We start from the raw sequence: 20,148 nt of genomic DNA, 5'->3' as shown, positions 1-20,148 counted from the left end.
CTCGGCGTGCGCGTGGCGCGCAAGCATCTCGGCTGGTATCTCGACCGCATCCCCGGCATGGCGCCGGCGCGGGCGCAGATGATGCGGCTCGACGATCCGCGGCAGGTGCTGGCCCTCCTGCGGGACGCGCTCGACGAGGCGCCGCCGCTCGTGGAAGCCGCCGCATGAACGAGGCCTGGTTCGAGCTCATCTGGAGCGCCATTCCCTACCCGACGCTGGTGGTCGATGCCGCCGACGCCATCGTCGCGGCCAACCCGGCGACGGAGAGCTTCGGCGCCACATCGCAGCGGCAGATGGTCGGCAGGCCGCTCGCGAAGTTCCTCGGTGGCGACAGCGCGGTTCTCGACGTCGTGCGCCAGGCCCGCCGCGATGGCGTCTCGGTCGCCCAGTACGACGTGACGGTCGGCTGGGCGGAACAGCCGCGGCAGCTGCAGAACGTGCACGCCGCTCCGCTGCAGGACACCGATGGCGACGTGCTGATCCTGATGCACCCGCAGGGGATGGCAGAGAAGATGGATCGCCGCCTCGGCCATCGCTCGGCCGCGCGCTCGGTCACCGGCATGGCCGCGATGCTGGCGCACGAGATCCGCAACCCGCTCGCCGGGATTTCCGGAGCGGCGCAGCTCCTCGAGATGACGCTCGGGGAAGCCGACCGCGAGCTGACTGGCCTGATCCAGGAGGAGACCGCCCGCATCGGCAAGCTCGTCGACAGGGTCGAGCAGTTCGGCGACCTCCGGCCGGCGCAGCGCAGGCCGCTCAACATCCACGACGTGCTCGACCGTGCCCGCCGGTCCGCCCAAGCCGGCTTCGCCGCGCACGCCCGCTTCACCGAGGAGTTCGACCCCTCCCTGCCGCCGACGGCGGGCGACGCCGACCAGCTGCTCCAGGTGTTCCAGAACCTCCTGAAGAACGCAGCGGAAGCCATTCCTCGCGTTGGAGGCATGATCTCGATCTCCACGGCGTTCCGGCCGGGCGTCAAGATGGCGCGGCCGGGCGGCTCGAGCGAGGGCCTGCCGCTCCTCGTCACCATCGCCGACAACGGCCCCGGCATCCCCGAGAACCTGATCCGCGACGTCTTCGACCCCTTCGTGAGCTCGAAGGTCAACGGCACCGGCCTCGGGCTCTCTCTGGTGTCGAAGTTCGTCGCCGACCACGGCGGCGTGGTCGAATGCGACAGCCGCCCGGGACGGACGCGCTTCCGGGTCCGCCTGCCGGTCTGGCGCGGCGAGATCGCGGAAGCGGAAGCCGAGGCGGAGGGCTAGATGGAGGGCACCATCCTCGTCGCCGACGACGACCGCACCATCCGCACGGTCCTCGCCCAGGCCCTGACCCGCGCCGGCTGTCGCGTGCGCGCCACCGGTACGGCGGCGACCCTCTGGCGCTGGATCGAGGAGGGCGAGGGCGACGTCGTTGTCACCGACGTGATGATGCCCGACGGCGATGCGCTCGACCTGCTGCCGGCGATCAGGAAACGCCGTCCGGACCTGCCAGTAATCGTTATGAGCGCCCAGAACACGGTGATGACGGCGATCCGCGCCGCGGAGGTCGGCGCCTACGAATACCTGCCGAAGCCCTTCGACCTCAAGGAGGTCCTGGGGCAGGTCGGCAAGGCGCTGCAGCAGAAGTCGCGCCGGCCCCCCCAGGTCGAGGAGGAGCCGGCCGGCCGCGAGGACAACCTGCCCCTCATCGGCCGCTCCCCGGCGATGCAGGAGGTCTACCGCATCCTCGCGCGGCTGATGAACACCGACCTCGGGGTGATGATCACCGGCGAGAGCGGCACGGGCAAGGAACTCGTCGCCCGCGCGCTGCACAACTACGGCCTCCGCAAGGCCGGCCCCTTCGTCGCCGTCAACATGGCCGCCATCCCGCGCGACCTCATCGAGAGCGAGCTCTTCGGCCACGAGAAGGGCGCCTTCACCGGCGCCGACCGGGCAATGGCGGGCAAGTTCGAGCAGGCCCGCGGCGGCACGCTCTTCCTCGACGAGGTCGGCGACATGCCGCTCGACGCTCAGACCCGGCTCCTGCGCGTCCTCCAGGAGGGCGAGTTCACCCGCGTCGGCGGCCGCGAGGTTCAGTCGGCCGACGTGCGCATCATCGCCGCCACGCACCAGGACCTGCGCGCGCTCATCAACGAGGGCCGCTTCCGCGAGGATCTCTTCTACCGGCTGAACGTCGTCCCCATTCGCCTGCCGCCCCTCCGCGAGCGGCTCGACGACGTGCCCGACCTCGCGCGCGCCTTCCTGCGCAAGGCCGAGGGCGAGGGGCTGCCGCGCAAGATCATCTCCAAGGAGGCGGTCGACCTGCTGAAGAAACAGGAGTGGACCGGCAATGTCCGCGAGCTCGAGAATCTCGTGCGCCGCCTCTGCGTGCTCTGCCCGGACGACATCATCTCCGGTCCCGTTGTCGCGCGGGAGATCGCCACCCGGCCGAGTTCCGCCCTTCCGCCGCAGGGCGCGCAGCCGCAGCGGCTGTCGCACGCCATCGAGGCGCACCTCAGGCGCTATTTCGAGTTGCACGGCGACAGCCTGCCGCCGGACGGGCTTTATGACCGGATTCTCAAGGAGATGGAGCTCCCCCTCATCGCCCTCTCCCTCGCCGCGACCCGCGGCAACCAGGTACGCACCGCTGAGCTCCTCGGCATAAATCGGAACACGCTCAGGAAAAAGATCAAGGACCTCGACATTCGGGTTACACGTGGCAAGAGAATGATGTAAGATGGCAACAGTCGAGCCGGAAAGCATCACGGAAGAATGCGCACCCACGAACTGAGCCCCGCCGGATGGCGCCTGGCGCGCCTGCGCGGCGGGCGCAGCCTGCGACAGGCAGCCTTCTGGACGATGGTGGCGCTCGGGCCGCTTCTCGCGCTCGCCACATTCGCTGTCCTTACCGAGATGCAGTGGCTCGGGCACGGCCGGATGCTGCGCCCCGTGCTCCTCGCCGACTTCGTCTATGCGCTGATCGTGGCGGCCTTTGTCGCCCGGCGGGTCGCCGAGATGATCGCCGCCCGCAAGCAGCGCTCGGCCGGCTCGAAGCTGCACATGCGGCTGGTGCGCTTCTTCACCGGCATCGCGCTCATCCCGACGATCCTCGTCGCGGTCTTCGCCACCATCACGCTGAACTTCGGTCTCGAGGGCTGGTTCTCCGAGCGGGTGCACAACGTGGTGACGAACTCGATGGCCGCCGCCGAGGCCTACGAGGAGGAGCACCGCGTCACGCTGCAGACTGACGCACGCGAGCTTGGCGATTTCCTCAACGAGCAGAAGGAGCGCAATCCCCTCCTCTCCGGCGGCCAGCTCCGCGACCTGCTGACCCGCGGCCAGCTGCAGATGCAGCGCGCGCTCAAGAAGGCCTACGTCATCGACGGCGACGGCCAGCTGCGCGCCCGCGGCGAGCGGAGCTATCTCTTCTGGTACACCGCCCCCTCGCCCGAGGACATAGCGCGAGCAAGGACGGGCGAGGTCGTCGTCATCCAGGACTGGGCGAACAATGAGTTCTGGGCCCTCTTGCAGCTGCCGGCCTTCGCCGACCACTTCCTCTACGTCAGCCGCGAGGTCGACGGAAAGATCCTGAGCCTCCTCGACGAGACGCAGGAGACGGTGCGGCTCTACCAGCAGCTCGAGGCCGACCGCGGGCGGCTGCTCTTCGAGTTCGCTCTCGTCTATCTCGGCTTCGCGCTCGTGGTGATCCTCGCCGCCATCTGGATGGGCCTCTGGTTCGCCGACCGGCTGGCGCGCCCGGTCGGGCGCCTCGCCGGCGCCGCCGAGCGGGTGGGGCAGGGCGATCTCGACGTCAAGGTGCGCGAGGAGGAGGGCGACGACGAGATCGCGCTCCTCGGCCGCACCTTCAACGAGATGACCCGCCAGGTGAAGGGCCAGCGCGACGCGCTGATCGCCGCCAACGCCGAGACCGAGCGGCGGCGGCGGCTCTTCGACTCGGTGCTTTCGGGCGTGACCGCAGGCGTGGTCGGGCTCGATGCCCAGGGGCGTATCGAGATGATGAACGCCGCCGCCGGCGCGCTCCTCGACCTCGACCACGACGGCGCCGCGGGCCGGCCGCTCCTCGAGGAGGTGCCGGAGTTCACCGAGACCCTCCACCGGCTCGACGGGCGGAAGGGCGGCATCGCGCAGGGCGAGGTGAAGCTGCGCCGCAAGGGGCGCGAGCGCGACCTCCTCGTCCGCGTCGCGGCGCGTTACGCCGGCGACGGCGGGCTTGAGGGCTACGTGGTCTCCTTCGACGACGTGACCGACCTCGTCGTGGCCCAGCGCATGGCCGCCTGGGGCGACGTCGCCCGCCGCATCGCCCACGAGGTGAAGAACCCACTCACCCCGATCCAGCTCTCGGCCGAGCGGCTGCGGCGCAAGTTCGGCCCGATGGTCGGCGAGGAGCGCGGGACGCTTGAGCAGTATGCCGACGTCATCGTGCGGCAGACGAACGATCTCCGCCGCATCGTCGACGAGTTCTCCAAATTCGCCCGGATGCCCGCTCCGGAGCGCAGGGCGCTCGACCTCGGCAAGCTTGTCGCCGACGCTGTGGTGCTGCAGGAGTCGGCGCGGCCCGACATCCGCTACCTCACGACGTTGCCCGACCTCTCGGTGCTGGCGCACCTCGACGGCACGATGATCAACCAGGCCTTCACCAACCTGCTCAAGAATGCGGCCGAGGCGATCGACGAGCGGCTGGCGACGGAGCCGGACGGACCCGCCGGCGAGATCCGCGTGGCACTGACCGTGGACGGCAGCCGCCAGCTCGTCATCGACATCCAGGATAACGGCAACGGTCTTCCGGATCAGCCGGCGCGGCTCTTCGAGCCCTACGTCACCCATCGCGCCAAGGGCACCGGGCTCGGCCTGCCCATCGTCAAGAAGATCGTCGAGGAGCACGACGGCACGCTGGAACTGATGCCGGCGCCCGTCTTTGAAGGGAACGAGCGGCCCGGAGCCTGGGCGCGCATCGTCCTGCCGCAGGCGCTGCCGGAGCAGACCTGGCAGGGCGACGAGAAGAGCAAGATCACTGAGAAGTTGAGAGAGAGCATGCGATGACCGACATCCTGGTGGTGGACGACGAGCCCGATATCCGGGCGCTCATCGGCGACATCCTGACGGACGAAGGCCACGGCGTGCGCATGGCCTGGGACAGCGACACCGCCTTTTCCGAGATCGAGCAGGCGGCCCCCGACCTCGTCATTCTCGACATCTGGCTGAAGGACAGCCGGCTCGACGGCATCGACATCCTGAAGCGGGTGAAGCGCGACAATCCGGCGATCCCGATCGTCATCATCTCCGGCCACGGCAACATCGAGATCGCCGTCGCGGCGATCAAGCAGGGCGCCTACGACTTCATCGAGAAGCCGTTCAACATCGACCAGCTCATGGTGGTGATCGGCCGCGCGCTCGAGACCTCGCGGCTGCGGCGGGAGAATGCGGCGCTCAAGGGGCGGGAGAGCGCGGGGCATGTGATGATCGGCTCGAGCCCGGCCTTCCGCCACATGAAGCAGCAGCTCGACAAGGTGGCCAAGACCAACAGCCGGGTGATGCTGAGCGGGCCGGCCGGCTCGGGCAAGGACGTGGCGGCGCGCTACCTGCACAGCCACTCGGAACGGGCGAAAGGGCCCTTCGTCACGGTCAACTCAGCCTCGATCGGCGCCGAGCAGATGGAGGAGGTGCTCTTCGGCCGCGAGAGCCCGGAGCGCGGGGTGGAGCCCGGCCTCTTCGACAAGGCCCATACCGGCATCCTCTTCTTCGACGAGGTGGCCGACATGCCGGCGGGGACCCAGTCGAAGATCCTGCGCGTCCTCGTCGACCAGGCCTTCCAGCGGGTCGGCGGCAGCTCGACCGTCCGGGTGGACGTGCGGGTCATCTCGGCCACGACGCGGGAGCTCGCCCGCGAGGTGCAGGCCGGGCGGTTCCGCACCGAGCTCTATCACCGGCTGAACGTGGTGCCGGTCGGCGTCCCCGGGCTCGAGGCGCGGCGGGAGGACATCCCCGAGCTGGCACGGCACTTCCTCGAGGAGCTGAACGCGAGCCAGGGCCTGCCGCTCAGGACACTGGCGCCCGAGGCCGAGGCGCAGCTCCAGACCATGCGCTGGCCGGGAAACGTCCGCCAGCTCAGGAACACGCTCGAGCGCGCGCTGATCCTCGGGCCGGACCAGGGGCCGATCGAGCCGGAGGAGCTCGTGCTCGAGACGCCCGCGAACGGCCAGTCGGCCGGCGGCACCATGGCGGCCGCCTTCGCCGGGCTGGCGCTCCGCGAGGCGCGGGAGATGTTCGAGCGCGAATACCTCATCGCCCAGATCAACCGCTTCGGCGGCAACATCTCTCGCACGGCGAACTTCGTCGGCATGGAACGCTCGGCGCTGCATCGCAAGCTCAAGTCGCTGAACGTGATCTCCGCCGGCCGAAGCGAGCGCACCGAGGAAACCGAGCACGCCTGAAGCCCTGCTCCGCACAGTGCGGAGCAAAGGCAAATAACTGAAACAACAAGATAATCCGATCTCCGTTAACCCCGATGAAAGGTGCGTTGACGGAATCCTACTGGCGGGCTCCGGGGGCGGCATGAAGATCATCATCTGCGGGGCAGGGCAGGTCGGCGGGCAGATCGCGCGCCACCTGGCGCGGGAGGGCGGCGGCAACCAGGTCACCGTCATCGACAAGGATCCGACCCTGGTGCGGCGGCTGACTGACTCGCACGACGTGAACGGCATCGCCGGCTTCGCCTCGCACCCGGACGTCCTGGAACGCGCCGGCGCGCGCGACGCCGACATGGTGATCGCGGCCACCCAGTCCGACGAGGTCAACATGGTGGTCTGCCAGGTGGCCAACGCGATCTTCTCCGTGCCGCGCAAGATCGCCCGCCTGCGCGCCCCCGCCTACCTCAACGCCATCTATTCCGACCTCTACCGCACCGACCACCTGCCGATCGACGTGGTGATCTCGCCCGAATACACTGTGGCCGACGCGGTGATCCAGCGCCTCACGGCGCCCGCCGCCTTCGACATCGAGGGCTTTCTCGACGGCAGGGCGCAGCTCGTCGGCATCGCGCTCGAGGCCGGCTGCGCCGTCCTCGACACGCCGCTCCGCCAGCTCTCCGAGCTCTTCTCGACGCTCAGGGTCGTCGTCGTCGGGGTGCGCCGGGCCGGCCAGCTCTTCGTGCCAGAGCCGGCCGACCAGCTCTATGCCGACGATCAGGTCTACCTCTTCACCGCCACCGAGGATCTCGCGCGGGTGATGGAGGTCTTCGGCAAGGAGCACCAGCGGATCGAGCGGCTGCTCATCGTCGGTGCCGGCAACATCGGCCTGCACGTCGCCCGGACCCTCGAGGCCGACAAGCGGCGCCACCGGCTGAAGCTCATCGAGAAAAGCCGCGCCCGCGCCGAGGTAGCGGCCGACGCACTGAAGCGGACCGTGGTTCTGAACGGCGACGGGCTCGACGTCGACCTGCTCGAGGAGGCGAACATCACGGCGATCGACGCGGTGCTGGCGCTGACCGACGACGACAAGACGAACCTGCTCGCCTGCGTGCGCGCCAAGACGCTCGGTGCCCGCCTCGTCGTCGCGCTGGTCAACGAGCCCTCTCTCATCAGCCTGATCGCGCCGATGGGGATCGACGCCTACGTCAACCCGCGCGCCACCACCGTCTCCTCGATCCTGCGCTACGTCCGTCACGGCCGCATCCGCTCGGTCTATTCGATCGGCGACGGCGAGGCCGAGGTGATCGAGGCGCAGGTGCTCGGCACCTCGGCCGTCGCCGGCAAGGCGGTGCGCGAGGCGGACCTGCCGCAGGCGGCGCTGATCGGCCTGATCCAGAAGGGCGACAAGATCGTCGTGCCGCGCGGCGACACCCGCCTCGCCGAGGGAGACGTGCTGACCATCTTCGCCATGCGCGACTCGGTCGCCGACGTGGAGCGGCTCTTCCAGGTCGGCCTCGACTTCTTCTAGAGCCATGGGCGCCCTCCGCCAGTTCCCGGCCTTCGTCGTGCTGCTGCTCGTCGCTTCGGCGCTGATGCTGCTCCCGGCGCTGCACGCGGTCCGGCTGCACGCCTGGCCGGCGGCGCAAAGCTTCACCTACCATGCGGTCTTCTTCGGCGTCCTCTCGATCATCCTCGGCCTCGCCACCATGAACCGCCAGCCGCGGGCGGCGGCGCGCTACCACCTCTCGACCCTGCTCCTCAGCTACATCCTGCTGCCGCTGCTGCTCGCGGCGCCGATCCTGCCGCTGGTGCCGGGACTCGGCCTCGGCGGCGGCTACTTCGAGATGCTGTCCTGCCTCACCACCACCGGCGCCACGCTCTTCGAGCGCCCGAACCTCGTCGCCGAGCCAGTGCATCTCTGGCGGGCACTGGTGGGTTGGATGGGCGGCCTCATGGTGCTCGTGACTGCCTTCTCCATCCTCGCGCCGCTGAACCTCGGCGGCTTCGAGATCGGCCTCGGCAGCTCCAGCCTGCGCGATGCGGCGCGCAGCGGCACCATGGAGGAGGCGAGCGCGCGCATCCTGCGCGTCCTCCGGCAGATCACGCCGATCTACGTCGGCCTGACGGCGGCGCTCGCGCTCGCGCTCTTCCTGGCCGGCGACCGCGCCTTCGTCGCGATCTGCCATGCGATGGGCACGCTCTCGACCAGCGCCATCTCGCCGGTCGGCGGCATCGCCGGGGCGCAGTCCGGGCGACTCGGCGAGGTCGCGATCCTGCTCTTCCTGCTGCCCGCGGTGTCGCACCGGGGCTTCAGCCTCGACTCGCGGCGGCGCGCCGGGCCGCGGCTCTCCGACCCGCAGATGCAGCTCATGCTCATAACCGTCCTCGGGGTGACGGCGGTGCTCTTCCTGCACAGCTTCGTCGGCGCGGCCGAGATCGAGCGGCAGCACAACCTCGCCGCTGCGTTCCGCGCCATCTGGGGCAGCGCCTTCACCGTCCTCTCCTTCCTCACCACCACCGGTTTCGTGAGCGAGGACTGGCGCTCGGCCCAGCTCTGGTCGGACCTGCCCGAGCCCGGGATCATCCTGCTCGGCGTCGCCGTCATGGGCGGCGGCATCGCCACCACCGCCGGCGGGGTGAAGCTGCTCAGGCTCTACGCGCTCTACCGCCACGGCCTGCGCGAGATGGACAAGCTCGTGCATCCGAGCAGCATCGGCCGGAGAGGGCAGGGGGACGCGCTCATCAACCGGGGCGGCGCGCGCATCGCCTTCATGTTCCTGATGCTCACCCTGATCGCCCTCGCGCTGATGATGCTGGCCTTCACCGCGACGGGCCTGAGCTTCCGCCACGGCCTCACGCTGGCGGTCGCCGGGCTGACGACGACCGGGCCCGCCATCCGCGTGGTCGGCGAAGGCTTCGGCTACGCCGACCTGACGGCAATCCCCCGCGCGATCTTCTGCGCCGGCATGATCGTCGGGCGGGTGGAGGTGCTGGTGATCGTCGCGCTCTTCAATCCGGTCTACTGGCGGCGCTAGGGCGAACCGATGCTGCACTGCAACAGGCGCAGGAATCCATCGGCACCGCGGCGGCGCGGACTGGAAATGAGGCCGATCCGCTCCCATACTGGAGCCAAGAACAACAAGGGTCGCCGAGTCGGCGGCTCTCATACAACTGAAGGCTGAGAACAATGGCTGCCGAAAAACAGAACCTGCAGGACGCCTTCCTGAACAACGTGCGCAAGGCCAAGGTGCCGGTCACGATCTTCCTGATGAACGGGGTCAAGCTTCAGGGGGTCATTACCTGGTTCGACAACTTCTGCGTGCTGCTCCGCCGCGACGGGCAGTCGCAGCTGGTCTACAAGCATGCGATCTCGACGGTGATGCCGTCGCAGCCGATCACCCTCTACGAGGCCGAAGATCACTGATCCAAACCCGCGGATGCGGACGCTGGTGCTGCATCCGGTCAGGTCGAAAGCAACCGGCCGCGCCCCAGAGGACGCGCTCGCCGAGGCCGTGAGCCTCGCCGAGGCGCTCGATCTCGAGGTGGTCGGTGCCGAGGTGGTGCCGCTGCCGAAGGCGCGCGCCGGGATGCTCTTCGGCAAGGGCAAGATCGAGGAGCTCGGCGCGCTCGTTGCCGAGCGCGAGGCGGGGCTCGTCATCATCGACGGGCCGCTCTCGCCGGTGCAGCAGCGCAACCTCGAAAAGGCCTGGAAGGTCAAGCTGCTCGACCGGACCGGCCTCATCCTCGAGATCTTCGGCGAACGGGCGCAGACGCGGGAGGGCGTGCTCCAGGTCGAGCTCGCGCATCTCAGCTACCAGAAGTCGCGCCTCGTCCGCTCCTGGACCCACCTCGAGCGCCAGCGCGGCGGCTTCGGCTTCCTCGGCGGCCCCGGCGAGACCCAGATCGAGGCCGACCGCCGCGCCCTCGACGAGCGCATCCAGCGCATCAAGCAGTCGCTCTCCAAGGTCGTCCGCACCCGCGGCCAGCACCGCAAGGCGCGCCAGCGGGTGCCCTATCCGGTGGTCGCGCTCGTCGGCTATACCAACGCCGGCAAGTCGACGCTCTTCAACCGGCTGACCGGATCGGGCGTGCTGGCCCGCGACATGCTCTTCGCCACGCTCGACCCGACCATGCGGGCGGTCGCGCTGCCGGACGGGCGCAAGGCGATCCTCTCCGACACCGTCGGCTTCATCTCCGACCTGCCGACCCAGCTCGTCGCCGCCTTCCGCGCCACGCTCGAGGAGGTGCTGGAGGCCGACCTCATCCTGCACGTGCGCGACATCTCGCACCCCGAGACCGAGGTCCAGGCCGAGAACGTGCGGACGATCCTCGGCGAGATGGGGATCGGCGAGGCCGAGCAGGGCCGGATCGTCGAGGTCTGGAACAAGATCGACGCGCTGCCCCCGGACCGCGCCGAGGCGCTGCGCCAGGTCGCCGCGCGCACGCCGCGGGTGGCGGCGATCTCGGCGCTGACGGGGGAGGGGGTTCCCGCGCTCCTCGAGCTCGTCGCCGCCGACCTCGCCGAGCCGATGCGGGAGGAGACGATCAGCCTCCGTTTCGACCAGGGCCGCCAGCGCGCCTGGCTCTTCGACCGCAAGCTGGTCCGCGCCGAGCACCCGCGCGAGGACGGCTACGACCTCGACGTGCGCTGGACCGAGCGCGACCGGAGCCAGTACCAGGCGCTGGGCTGATCGTTGTCAACTTTGTCGCTGGAGCACATGCGTGCATCTAGGAAATACTCGTCAGCCCTTGGTCAGGCACGATTATCCGTCGCCATCCGGTCATCCTGCTGCGGAACCAGGTCCGCTGCCGCTTGGCGAACTGCCGGGTGGCGGTGACGGCCGCCGCGGTGGCCGACTCGCGGCTCGTCTCGCCGAGCAAGTATTGCCGAATTTCTTTTGCGCCAATGACTTGCGCAGACTGTTGCGACCATTGCGTGAATGACCGCACCTCGTCGATCGCGCCGTGTTCAAGCATCGCCGCAAAACGTCGCTCGATGTTTATGTTAAGAGTATCTTTCTCGACGTCGAGCAGGATCCGCTCGGCCGATTCCGGCGCCACGACCGGCGGGCCGGTCTCGGCCTGCCAGCGCACGAGGCCACGGCCGGTGGCCGCGAAGACTTCCCAGGCGCGCTGGACCCGCACCGGATTGTCGAGGTCGATCCGCGCGGCGGTTTCCGGGTCGAGGCCGGCGCGGAGCTCGGCCAGGGGCATCGACCGGGCGAGCGCGCGGATTTCCGGCGGGATCGGCGGGATGGCCGCGAGGCCCGCGGTCAGCGCGTGGAAATAGAGGCCGGTGCCGCCGACGACGATCGGCCGCAGGCCGGCGCGCGCCGCGTCGTCGAGCGCCACACGAACGTCGCGGAGCCAGTCGCCGACGGAATAGCCGCGGTCGCAGGCGACGTGACCGTAGAGCCTGTGCGGCGCGCGGGCGAGATCGCGCGCTTCGGGCCGCGCCGAGAGCACGCGCCAGCAGGCATAGACCTGGAAGGCGTCGGCATTGATGACCACGCCGCCGCGCTCGGCCAGCGCCAGCGCCAGCGCGGACTTGCCGCTGGCCGTCGGGCCGGCAATCAGGACCGGACGCTGCTGCGCGGCCATCGCGTAAGTAACATAATCTTCATTATCCGTATTACGTCCAGCGAGAATCGCGCAAAACCCTTGCCCCTTTTGCGGTCACGAACGTCGGTGCCGCAATTCCCGGGGCGGATCAACGGTTGACCTGAGGCGGACTTCGCCCCGAAAATGCCCGAGGGTCCGACCCGGGTCCGGATAAGAAGACCACAGGGAGACTGCCATGACGCGCGAGACCATCAACGGCAAGCCGATGCACCCCCGCGTGGCCGACCTGGCCCGGGAGGCCCGCGCCGGCCATCTCGACCGGCGCGAGTTCCTGGCGATGGCGACGGCACTCGGCGTGACTGCGCCGGCCGCCTACGGCCTCATCGGCCTCGCCATCCCGACCCGCGCCCGCGCCCAGAGCAGCGAAGGCCGGCCCGGCGGCGTCATCCGCATCTCGCAGGCGGTGATGCGCATGGACGATCCGCGCATCTTCGACTGGTCGCAGAAAGGCAACCTGGCCCGGCTCTTCTGCGAGCCGCTGGTGCGCTACACCGCCGACTTCACCTTCGCGCCATGGCTCATCGAGAGCTGGGAAGTCAATGACGACGCGACGGAATACGTGCTGCACGTCCGCCAGGGCGCGACCTGGACCAACGGCGACGTCTTCAACGCCGACGACGTGATCTTCAACCTCCGCCGCTGGTGCGAGGCGCACGTCCCGAACAACTCCATGTCGACGCGCATGGAGCCCCTCCTCGAGAAGAAGGGCGAGGAGAAGTTCATGGGCGACGTCACCAAGGACGACGGCACCGTCGTCAAGGAGGAGCAGACCCGCGAGATCTTCGGCGCCCGCGACGACGCGATCGAGAGGGTCGACGACTTCACCGTCAGGCTCCACCTCTCCAACCCCGACATCACCATCGTGCCGAACTTCGCCGACTATCCGGCGCTCATTGTGCACCGTGGCTTCGACGAGGCCGGCGGCGACCTGACCCAGGCCCCGGTCGGCACCGGTCCGTGGGAACTCGTCTCGGTCGAGGTCGGCGTCAAGGCGGTCTACCAGAAGCGCACCACCGGCGCCTGGTGGGGCGACGCGGTCGAGGAGATCGGCCCGGTCTATCTCGACGGCGTCGAGTTCATCGACTACGGCGACGACCCTTCCGCCGAGGTCGCGGCCTTCGAGGCGGAGGAGATCCACACGAGCTACGAGACCGCGCCCTCCTACGTCGAGATCTACGACGGCCTCGGGCTCGAGAAGTCCGAGGCGGTGACGGCGAACACCCTCTGCGTGCGCATGAACGTCACCCAGCCCCCGTTCGGCGAGCAGAAGGTGCGCAACGCGGTGCAGCTCGCCGTCGACAACGAGACCGTCCTCGACCTCGGCTATCAGGGCCTTGGCCGGGTGGCGGAGAACCACCACGTCGGGCCGATGCACCCCGAATACGCCCCCCTGCCCCCGATCGCCCGCGATCCCGAAAGGGCCAAGGCGCTGATGACCGAGGCCGGGCATATCGACACCGAGATCGAGCTCATCTCGCGCGACGACGACTTCAACAGCGCCACCTGCGACGCGGTGGCGGCGCAGATGCGCGACGCGGGGCTGAAGGTGAAGCGCACGATCCTGCCGGGCAACACCTTCTGGAACAACTGGACCGGCTATCCCTTCTCGGCGACCGAATGGAACATGCGCCCGCTCGGGGTGCAGGTCTACGCCCTCGGCTACCGCAGCGGCGCCGCCTGGAACGAGACCGGCTTCGCCAACCCCGAGTTTGACGCGCTGCTGACCGAGTCCTACGCCATCGCCGACGCCGACAAGCGGCGGGTGGTGATGGAGAAGATGGAGAGGATCATCCAGGATTCGGGGATCCTCATCCAGCCCTACTGGCGCTCCACCTTCCGCCACATGACCGGGGACGTGAACGGACTCGTCATGCATCCGACCTTCGAGATCCACCTGGAGGATACCTGGCTGGCCGAATGAGGCCCCTGCCCCGCGACCCGTCCCGACGATCGCGCCGGGACGGCCGAGACACGGAGGACCGATGCTCGCGTTCCTCTTGAAGCGCCTCGGCGTGATGGTGCTGACCGCGCTCTGCCTGACGCTCGTCGTCTTCGCGCTGGTCAACCTGAAGCCAAACCTCGTCAAGCTCGCCAAGGAGCAGACCGGCAGCCGGATCACCGAGCAGCAGGTCGAGGTCTGGCTCGACCAGAACGGCTTCAACCGCCCGCTCGGGGTGCGCTACGCCGAATGGCTCGGCAACGTCGTGCGCGGCGACTTCGGCCATTCGACGCGCTTCAACGCCCCGGTCTCCGAGGTGCTCTGGCCGCGGCTCTGGCTGACCGCGATCCTGATGTTCTGGGTCATGGTGGTGATGATCCCGGCAGCGCTCCTCCTCGGCATCCTCGCCGGCATGCGCGAGGGCTCGGCGCAGGACCGGGCGCTCTCGACCGTCGCCATCGCGACGACCTCCACCCCCGAGTACGTCTCCGGCGTCGTGCTGACGGTGATCTTCGCGAGCCAGATGGTCGGCCTGCAGTGGTTCTCGGGCTCCGCCACCAAGGCGGCCGAGGAAGGCCCGACGCTCTACACCTTCGCCCTCCCCGTCCTCACCATCGCCATCTACGGCACCGGCTACATCGCCCGGATGACGCGCGCCTCGATGGCCGAGGTGATGACCCAGCAGTATATCCGCACCGCCCGCCTCAAGGGCGTCAGCTTCCGGATGATCGTGCTCCGGCACGCGCTCCGCAACGCGCTGATCGCGCCCTTCACTGTCATCATGCTGCAGTTCCCCTGGCTGCTGACGGGCGTCGTCATCGTCGAGAGCCTCTTCAACTACCGCGGCTTTGGCTGGCTGCTGATCGAGGGGGCGGCGAACAACGACATCGACCTGCTGCTGGCCTGCTCGATCGTCGCGGTGATGATCGTCCTCGTGACGCAGCTCATCTCCGACATCGGCTACGTCTATCTCAACCCGCGCATCCGGGTGGCGGCCTGATGGAGGTCCTCGCCCCCGGCGCCATCGTCTGGCAGGTGCTGCGGCAGTTCGGCCCGGTCTGGCTCGGGATGCTCCTCGTCATGGGCGCGAGCTTCGCCTGGCGGCACCGGCTCGGCACCTACGGGCGGATCTACGAGAGCCCGATCGGGATCATCGGCTTCGGGCTCGTGCTCTTTTGGCTGCTGACCGCGATCATGGCGGACTGGGTGGCCGTCATGGATCCCTTCGTGCAGGTCCGGGCGCTGAAGAACGAGCCGCCGGGGACGATCGACCCGGCGAGCGGGTTGGCCTTCCTCTTCGGCGGGGACTCGCTCGGGCGTGACGTCTTCAGCCGCATGGTCCACGGCAGCCGGACGGTGATGGCGATCGCCCCCTTCGCCACGCTCTTCGCCTACATGATCGGCATCACCCTCGGGCTGCCGGCGGGCTATGTCGGCGGGTGGTTCGACACGGTGCTGAGCTTCGTCGCCAACCTCGTCCTCGCCTTCCCGGTGATCCTGCTCTTCTATCTGCTCGTCACGCCCGAGATCCGGCAGACGGCGATCCCGGGAACCATGGCGGCGGTCTTCTTCATCTTCCCGGTGCTCTTCGTCGCGGTCTTCCTCTGGAGCCGCTTCCGCGACCGGCCGGAGGTGCTCTGGCTGTATCTCCTGCCGGTGATCGTCGTCGGCGGGTTCGGCTATCTCGGGCTGACCGGGCTCTGGGATCCGACCGGGCTCCTCACCATGGCGCCGAACACGCTCAACGTCTTCCTGGCGGTCGTCTTCATCACCTCGCCGACGGTCTTCCGCATCGTCCGCGGCCTCACCCTCGACATCAAGACCCGCGACTATGTGGCCGCGGCGCAGACCCGCGGCGAGCGGCCCTGGTACATCATGATCTGGGAGATCCTGCCGAACGCGCGCGGGCCGCTGATCGTCGATGCCTGCCTCAGGATCGGCTACACCACCATCCTGCTCGGGACGCTCGGCTTCTTCGGGCTCGGGGTGAGCCCGGAGAGCCCGGATTGGGGGTCCACGATCAACGAGGGGCGCAAGCTGCTGCGCATCTACGTCCACCCTGCCCTGCCGCCGGCGCTGGCGCTGATGAGCCTGGTGCTGGGCCTGAACCTGCTCGCGGATGCGCTCCGGGAGCAGACGATGCGGGACTGAGGCGCGAGGGAGGAGTCGCACGCGTGCGACTCCTCCCAAGTTGTTGGAGTTGAAGGAAATGTCTGCCAGCGTTAACTCGATCGCAACCTCCGTCGACGAGCCGTTGCTGGCGATCGAGGACCTGTCGATCTCCTTCTCCACCCGCGTCGTCGAGATCCCGGCGGTGATGAGCTTCTCTGCCACGATCGCCCCGGGCGAGGCGCTCGGGCTCGTCGGCGAGTCGGGCTGCGGCAAGTCGACGGTGGCGCTCGCCATCATGCGCGACCTCGGCAAGACCGGGCGGATCACCGGCGGCTCGATCCGCTTCAAGGGGCGCGAGCTCACCAACATGAGCGAGGCGGAGCTGCGGCGGATCCGCGGGTCCGAGATCGCGATGATCTACCAGGAGCCGATGGCGAGCCTCAACCCGGCGATGAAGATCGCCCGGCAACTGATGGAAGTGCCGATGATCCACGCGGGTGCGAGCGCGGCCCACGCCTACGCCCAGGCGCTGCGCGTGGTCGAGGCGGTGCGGCTGCCCGACCCGAAGCGCATCCTCGCCAGCTACCCGCACCAGCTCTCCGGCGGGCAGCAGCAGCGCATCGTCATCGCCATGGCGCTGATGTCGAAGCCCGCGCTCCTCATCCTCGACGAGCCGACCACCGCCCTCGACGTGACGGTCGAGGCCGGCATCGTCCAGCTCGTCAAGGATCTCGGGCGCGAGTTCGGCACCTCGATGCTCTTCATCAGCCACAACCTCGGCCTGGTGCTCGAGACCTGCGACCGGATCTGCGTGATGTATTCCGGCGAGGCGGTCGAGACCGGCCCGATCGTCGAGGTCTTCGACGAGATGCGCCACCCCTACACCCAGGGCCTCTTTCGCTCGATCCCGCTGCCCGGGACCGACAAGGCGCTGCGCCCGCTCGTCGCCATCCCCGGCAATTTCCCCCTGCCCTACGAGCGGCCGCCCGGCTGCAACTTCGGGCCCCGCTGCAGCTACTTCGTCGCCGGCCGCTGCGACGCCGCCGACATCCCGATGGCGCCGGTCAGCCCGACGCATGCGACCCGCTGCATCCGCTGGCCGGAGATCGACTGGGCCGCGCCGCCGCCGGCCAAGGCCGGTGGGGCGCGCGCCCCGATCGGCGACGTGGTCCTCTCCGTCGACAACCTGCGCAAATACTACGAGGTCGGCGCCAACGCGCTCGTGGGCGGCGACGCCCGCGTCGTGAAGGCGAACGAGTCGGTGAGCTTCGAGGCGCGCGAGGCGGAGACCCTCGCCATCGTCGGCGAGTCGGGCTGCGGCAAGTCGACGCTCGCCAAGGTGCTGCTCGGCCTGGAGACGGCGACCGCCGGCGAGATCCGCCTCGGCAACCAGGAGATCGGCCAGCGCGCCATCGAGCGGCGCGACACCCGCACCGTCGCCTCGATCCAGATGGTGTTCCAGAACCCGTTCGACACCCTGAACCCGAGCCACAGCATCGGCGGCCAGATCGTTCGCGTGCTGGAGAAATTCCGCTTCGGCGCCTCGCAGGCCGAGCGCGAGGCGCGCATGCTCGAGCTGCTCGACCTCGTGAAGCTGCCGCGCGCCTTCGCCCGCCGCATGCCGCGCCAGCTCTCGGGCGGCCAGAAGCAGCGCATCGGCATCGCCCGCGCCTTCGCCGGTGCGCCGAAGGTGGTGGTGGCCGACGAGCCGGTCTCCGCCCTCGACGTCTCGGTGCAGGCGGCGGTGACCGAGCTCCTGACCGACATCCAGCGCGACAAGCGCACCACCATGCTCTTCATCAGCCACGACCTCGGCATCGTGCGCTACCTCGCCGACCGGGTGATGGTGATGTATCTCGGGCACGTGGTGGAGATCGGCGCTTGCGACCAGGTCTTCGAGCCGCCCTATCATCCCTATACCGAGGCGCTGCTCTCGGCGGTGCCGATCGCCGACACCAGCATCGAGAAGGAAGAGATCCTGCTCGAGGGCGACATCCCCTCAGCCGTCGACCCTCCGCCCGGCTGCCCCTTCCAGACCCGCTGCCCGCGCAAGCGGCAGGTGCCGGGCGACCTCTGCGAGCGGGAGCTGCCGCCGTTCGTCGAGCTCGCGCCGGGGCACAAGGTCAAGTGTCATCTGTCGGCGGAGGTCTTCGCCTCAATGCAGCCGGTAATCCGCCTGGTCGGGACGGGCGCCTGACCGGCCGGACATCCCGGCCGGCCTGTCAGCGGGCCGGGGCGGCGGCGTAGCGGTCGGGGACGAAGCGCGCGAGGCGGGGATCGGCGAAGACGAGGCTGCCGAGCCAGTGCGCGCCCTCGCGGGTGAGATGCGAGCCGTCGTGCGAGATGAGGTGGCCCGCCGGCGTGAAGATCGGGCAGTCCCAGCCGCCGCCGCAGGCGATCGCCTGGAGGTCGATGTACTGGGCCGGCGGCAGCAGTCCGCGCAGGCGCTCGGTGGCGGTGCGATAGTTTCCCCGCTGGGTGGCGCGGATCCCGGCGAAGCCGGCCGGGTCGGCGCCCACCAGCCGGCGCAGGTTCACCCCCCGGAAGGACTTCGGGCCCACCACCAGCACCTCCTGGTCAGGGCGGAAGCCGTAGGCGGCGAGCGTCGCCGGCAGCCGCTCGGCCGCCCACGGCTTCCAGCTGGCGACGATGATGACGACGTCGGCCTCGCGGGCGATGGCGACGGTGTCGCGGGTGCCTTTCCAGTCGGCGCAGGGGGCGCGGTCGCTCGGGGCCTGGAAGGCGGCGGCCCCCGGATCGCCGAGCACGACCTGGCACTCGGTGAAGACGTAGGCGAGCGCAAGCCGGTCGTGGGTGAAGGCGCCGTTCTCCCGCGCCATATTCCAGAAGTCGAGGGCGTGGCTGTCGCCGAGGATGAGCACCTTGCGCGCACCGGCCGGCCCGCGGAAGCCGCGCCCCTGGGCCTCGCGGTAAGGCTCGAGCACGTAGGCGGTGCGGGCGTCGCGCGGCACCAGCAGCTCCTCCTCGAGCGGCGAGCGGTCCGAATCGAGACGATGCGCGGCTGCCGGCAGCGCCATCGCGCCGAGGACGATGGCCATGCTCGCCCAGGCGAGCCGGAGCGGCGTGCGCAGGCGCGCCGGGTTGCGGAAGGGCTGCTCGACGAGCCGGTAGGTGAGGATCGAAAGGACGAAGGTGACGAGAACGAGAAGCGCCATCTCCGGGTGCCCCGGCGGCGCCTCCTGCCCGATGCGGGCGAAGGCGAAGAGCGGCTGGTGCCAGAGGTAGGCGCTGTAGCTGACGAGGCCGATCAGTCGGAACGGCGCGGCCGAGAGCAGCCGACCGGTGAGCGTGCCCGAGGCGCAGGCGACGATGGCGGCCGCCCCGGCCACCGGCACGAGGGCATAGAGGCTCGGAAAGGGCGTGCGGGCGTTGAAGAGGAGCATCGCGGCGAGGATGGCGGCGAGGCCCCCGGCGGCGGCGAGCTCGGCCGAGAGCGGCGCCCGCCCCACCCGCGGCCCGCGGCCGAAGGTGAGCACCGCGGCGAGCGAGCCGGCGCCGAGTTCCCAGGCGCGGGACGGAAGCAGGAAGAAGTTGGCCTCGGGCCAGTGGCGCCAGCCGACCTCGGCGAACGCGAGGCTGGCGAGGCTGAGAAGGCCGATGCCCCAGAGCACCGCCCGCGGCCCCCGGCGCCAGAGGAAGAGCAGGAGCAGCGGGAAGAAGACGTAGTACTGCTCCTCGACCGCGAGGCTCCAGGTGTGCAGCAGCGGGTTCCCCTCGGAGGCGGGCTGGAAGTAGCCAGTCACCTGCCAGAGCCAGAAGTTGGAGACGAAGAAGACCACCGAGACGACGCCGCGGAAGAAGTCGGCGGATTCGTCGGGCATCATCGTGGCCAGCGCCATCGGCACGCAGGCGGCGAGGACGACGTAGAGCACCGGCAGGATGCGGCGGGCTCGCCGCTCGTAGAAGCGGCGGATGGAGAACTCGCCCGCGGCATGCTCGGCCAGGAGGATCGAGGTGATGAGGAAGCCGGAGATGACGAAGAAGACGTCGACGCCGACGAAGCCGCCCGAGAAGCCGCGGAAACCGGCGTGGAACAGGATCACCGGAA

Annotated in this window: 14 protein-coding genes; 12 read left to right on the top strand and 2 right to left on the bottom strand. The window is 69.4% G+C overall.

The window, feature by feature from the left end:
- The first annotated feature begins 164 nt into the window (after positions 1-164).
- The 8 genes from Q0112_RS14270 to hflX all read left to right on the top strand — a co-directional run bounded on the left by Q0112_RS14270 (position 165) and on the right by hflX (position 11,097).
- Complete coding sequence (locus Q0112_RS14270; RefSeq protein ID WP_297976394.1) at positions 165-1,262, top strand: ATP-binding protein; 1,098 nt, start codon at positions 165-167, stop codon at positions 1,260-1,262.
- On the top strand, positions 1,263-2,714 hold the full coding sequence (gene ntrC, locus Q0112_RS14265) for a nitrogen regulation protein NR(I) (protein WP_297976392.1): 1,452 nt from the start codon (positions 1,263-1,265) through the stop codon (positions 2,712-2,714).
- A gap of 36 nt (positions 2,715-2,750) precedes the next feature.
- Positions 2,751-5,039 (top strand): PAS domain-containing sensor histidine kinase, encoded by a 2,289-nt coding sequence (locus Q0112_RS14260; protein ID WP_297976390.1) that lies wholly within the window; start codon positions 2,751-2,753, stop codon positions 5,037-5,039.
- Complete coding sequence (locus Q0112_RS14255) at positions 5,036-6,430, top strand: sigma-54 dependent transcriptional regulator (protein ID WP_297976388.1); 1,395 nt, start codon at positions 5,036-5,038, stop codon at positions 6,428-6,430. Before Q0112_RS14260 ends, Q0112_RS14255 begins: the two co-directional genes overlap by 4 nt.
- 121 nt (positions 6,431-6,551) lie before the next feature.
- Positions 6,552-7,934: a Trk system potassium transporter TrkA gene (trkA, locus tag Q0112_RS14250; RefSeq protein WP_297976386.1), complete on the top strand. Its 1,383-nt coding sequence runs from the start codon at positions 6,552-6,554 to the stop codon at positions 7,932-7,934.
- A 4-nt stretch (positions 7,935-7,938) separates the two neighbouring features.
- Positions 7,939-9,441, top strand: a complete 1,503-nt coding sequence (locus Q0112_RS14245; protein WP_297976384.1) for a potassium transporter TrkG — start codon at positions 7,939-7,941, stop codon at positions 9,439-9,441.
- 152 nt (positions 9,442-9,593) lie between these two features.
- Entirely contained in the window at positions 9,594-9,830 is a 237-nt protein-coding gene (gene hfq / locus Q0112_RS14240; RefSeq protein ID WP_297976381.1) for an RNA chaperone Hfq, read from the top strand.
- Between the two features lie 13 nt (positions 9,831-9,843).
- Positions 9,844-11,097, top strand: a complete 1,254-nt coding sequence (gene hflX, locus Q0112_RS14235) for a GTPase HflX (RefSeq protein WP_297976379.1) — start codon at positions 9,844-9,846, stop codon at positions 11,095-11,097.
- 37 nt (positions 11,098-11,134) lie between these two features.
- Here hflX and miaA read toward each other — a convergent pair whose 3' ends face one another.
- Positions 11,135-12,007 (bottom strand): tRNA (adenosine(37)-N6)-dimethylallyltransferase MiaA, encoded by an 873-nt coding sequence (gene miaA / locus Q0112_RS14230; protein WP_297976378.1) that lies wholly within the window; start codon positions 12,005-12,007, stop codon positions 11,135-11,137.
- Between the two features lie 196 nt (positions 12,008-12,203).
- Here miaA and Q0112_RS14225 point away from each other — a divergent pair, with 196 nt between their 5' ends.
- The 4 genes from Q0112_RS14225 to Q0112_RS14210 all read left to right on the top strand — a co-directional run bounded on the left by Q0112_RS14225 (position 12,204) and on the right by Q0112_RS14210 (position 18,276).
- The gene (locus Q0112_RS14225; RefSeq protein WP_297976376.1) at positions 12,204-13,949 is read left to right on the top strand and encodes an ABC transporter substrate-binding protein; all 1,746 of its coding nucleotides are present in this window, start codon (positions 12,204-12,206) and stop codon (positions 13,947-13,949) included.
- A gap of 61 nt (positions 13,950-14,010) precedes the next feature.
- Complete coding sequence (locus Q0112_RS14220) at positions 14,011-14,967, top strand: ABC transporter permease (RefSeq protein ID WP_297976374.1); 957 nt, start codon at positions 14,011-14,013, stop codon at positions 14,965-14,967.
- Positions 14,967-16,118, top strand: coding sequence for an ABC transporter permease (locus Q0112_RS14215; RefSeq protein WP_297976372.1), 1,152 nt, complete (start codon positions 14,967-14,969; stop codon positions 16,116-16,118). Before Q0112_RS14220 ends, Q0112_RS14215 begins: the two co-directional genes overlap by 1 nt.
- A gap of 58 nt (positions 16,119-16,176) precedes the next feature.
- The gene (locus tag Q0112_RS14210) at positions 16,177-18,276 is read left to right on the top strand and encodes an ABC transporter ATP-binding protein (RefSeq protein WP_297976370.1); all 2,100 of its coding nucleotides are present in this window, start codon (positions 16,177-16,179) and stop codon (positions 18,274-18,276) included.
- Between the two features lie 25 nt (positions 18,277-18,301).
- On the opposite strand, the gene Q0112_RS14205 is transcribed toward Q0112_RS14210, so the two are convergent.
- Positions 18,302-20,148 (bottom strand): acyltransferase family protein (locus Q0112_RS14205; RefSeq protein ID WP_297976368.1); only part of this gene is annotated, 1,847 nt, incomplete at its 5' end.

Source organism: uncultured Amaricoccus sp. (assembly GCF_937858865.1).
Classification (GTDB): domain Bacteria; phylum Pseudomonadota; class Alphaproteobacteria; order Rhodobacterales; family Rhodobacteraceae; genus Amaricoccus.
This window is presented reverse-complemented; position numbering and strand designations above follow the sequence as displayed.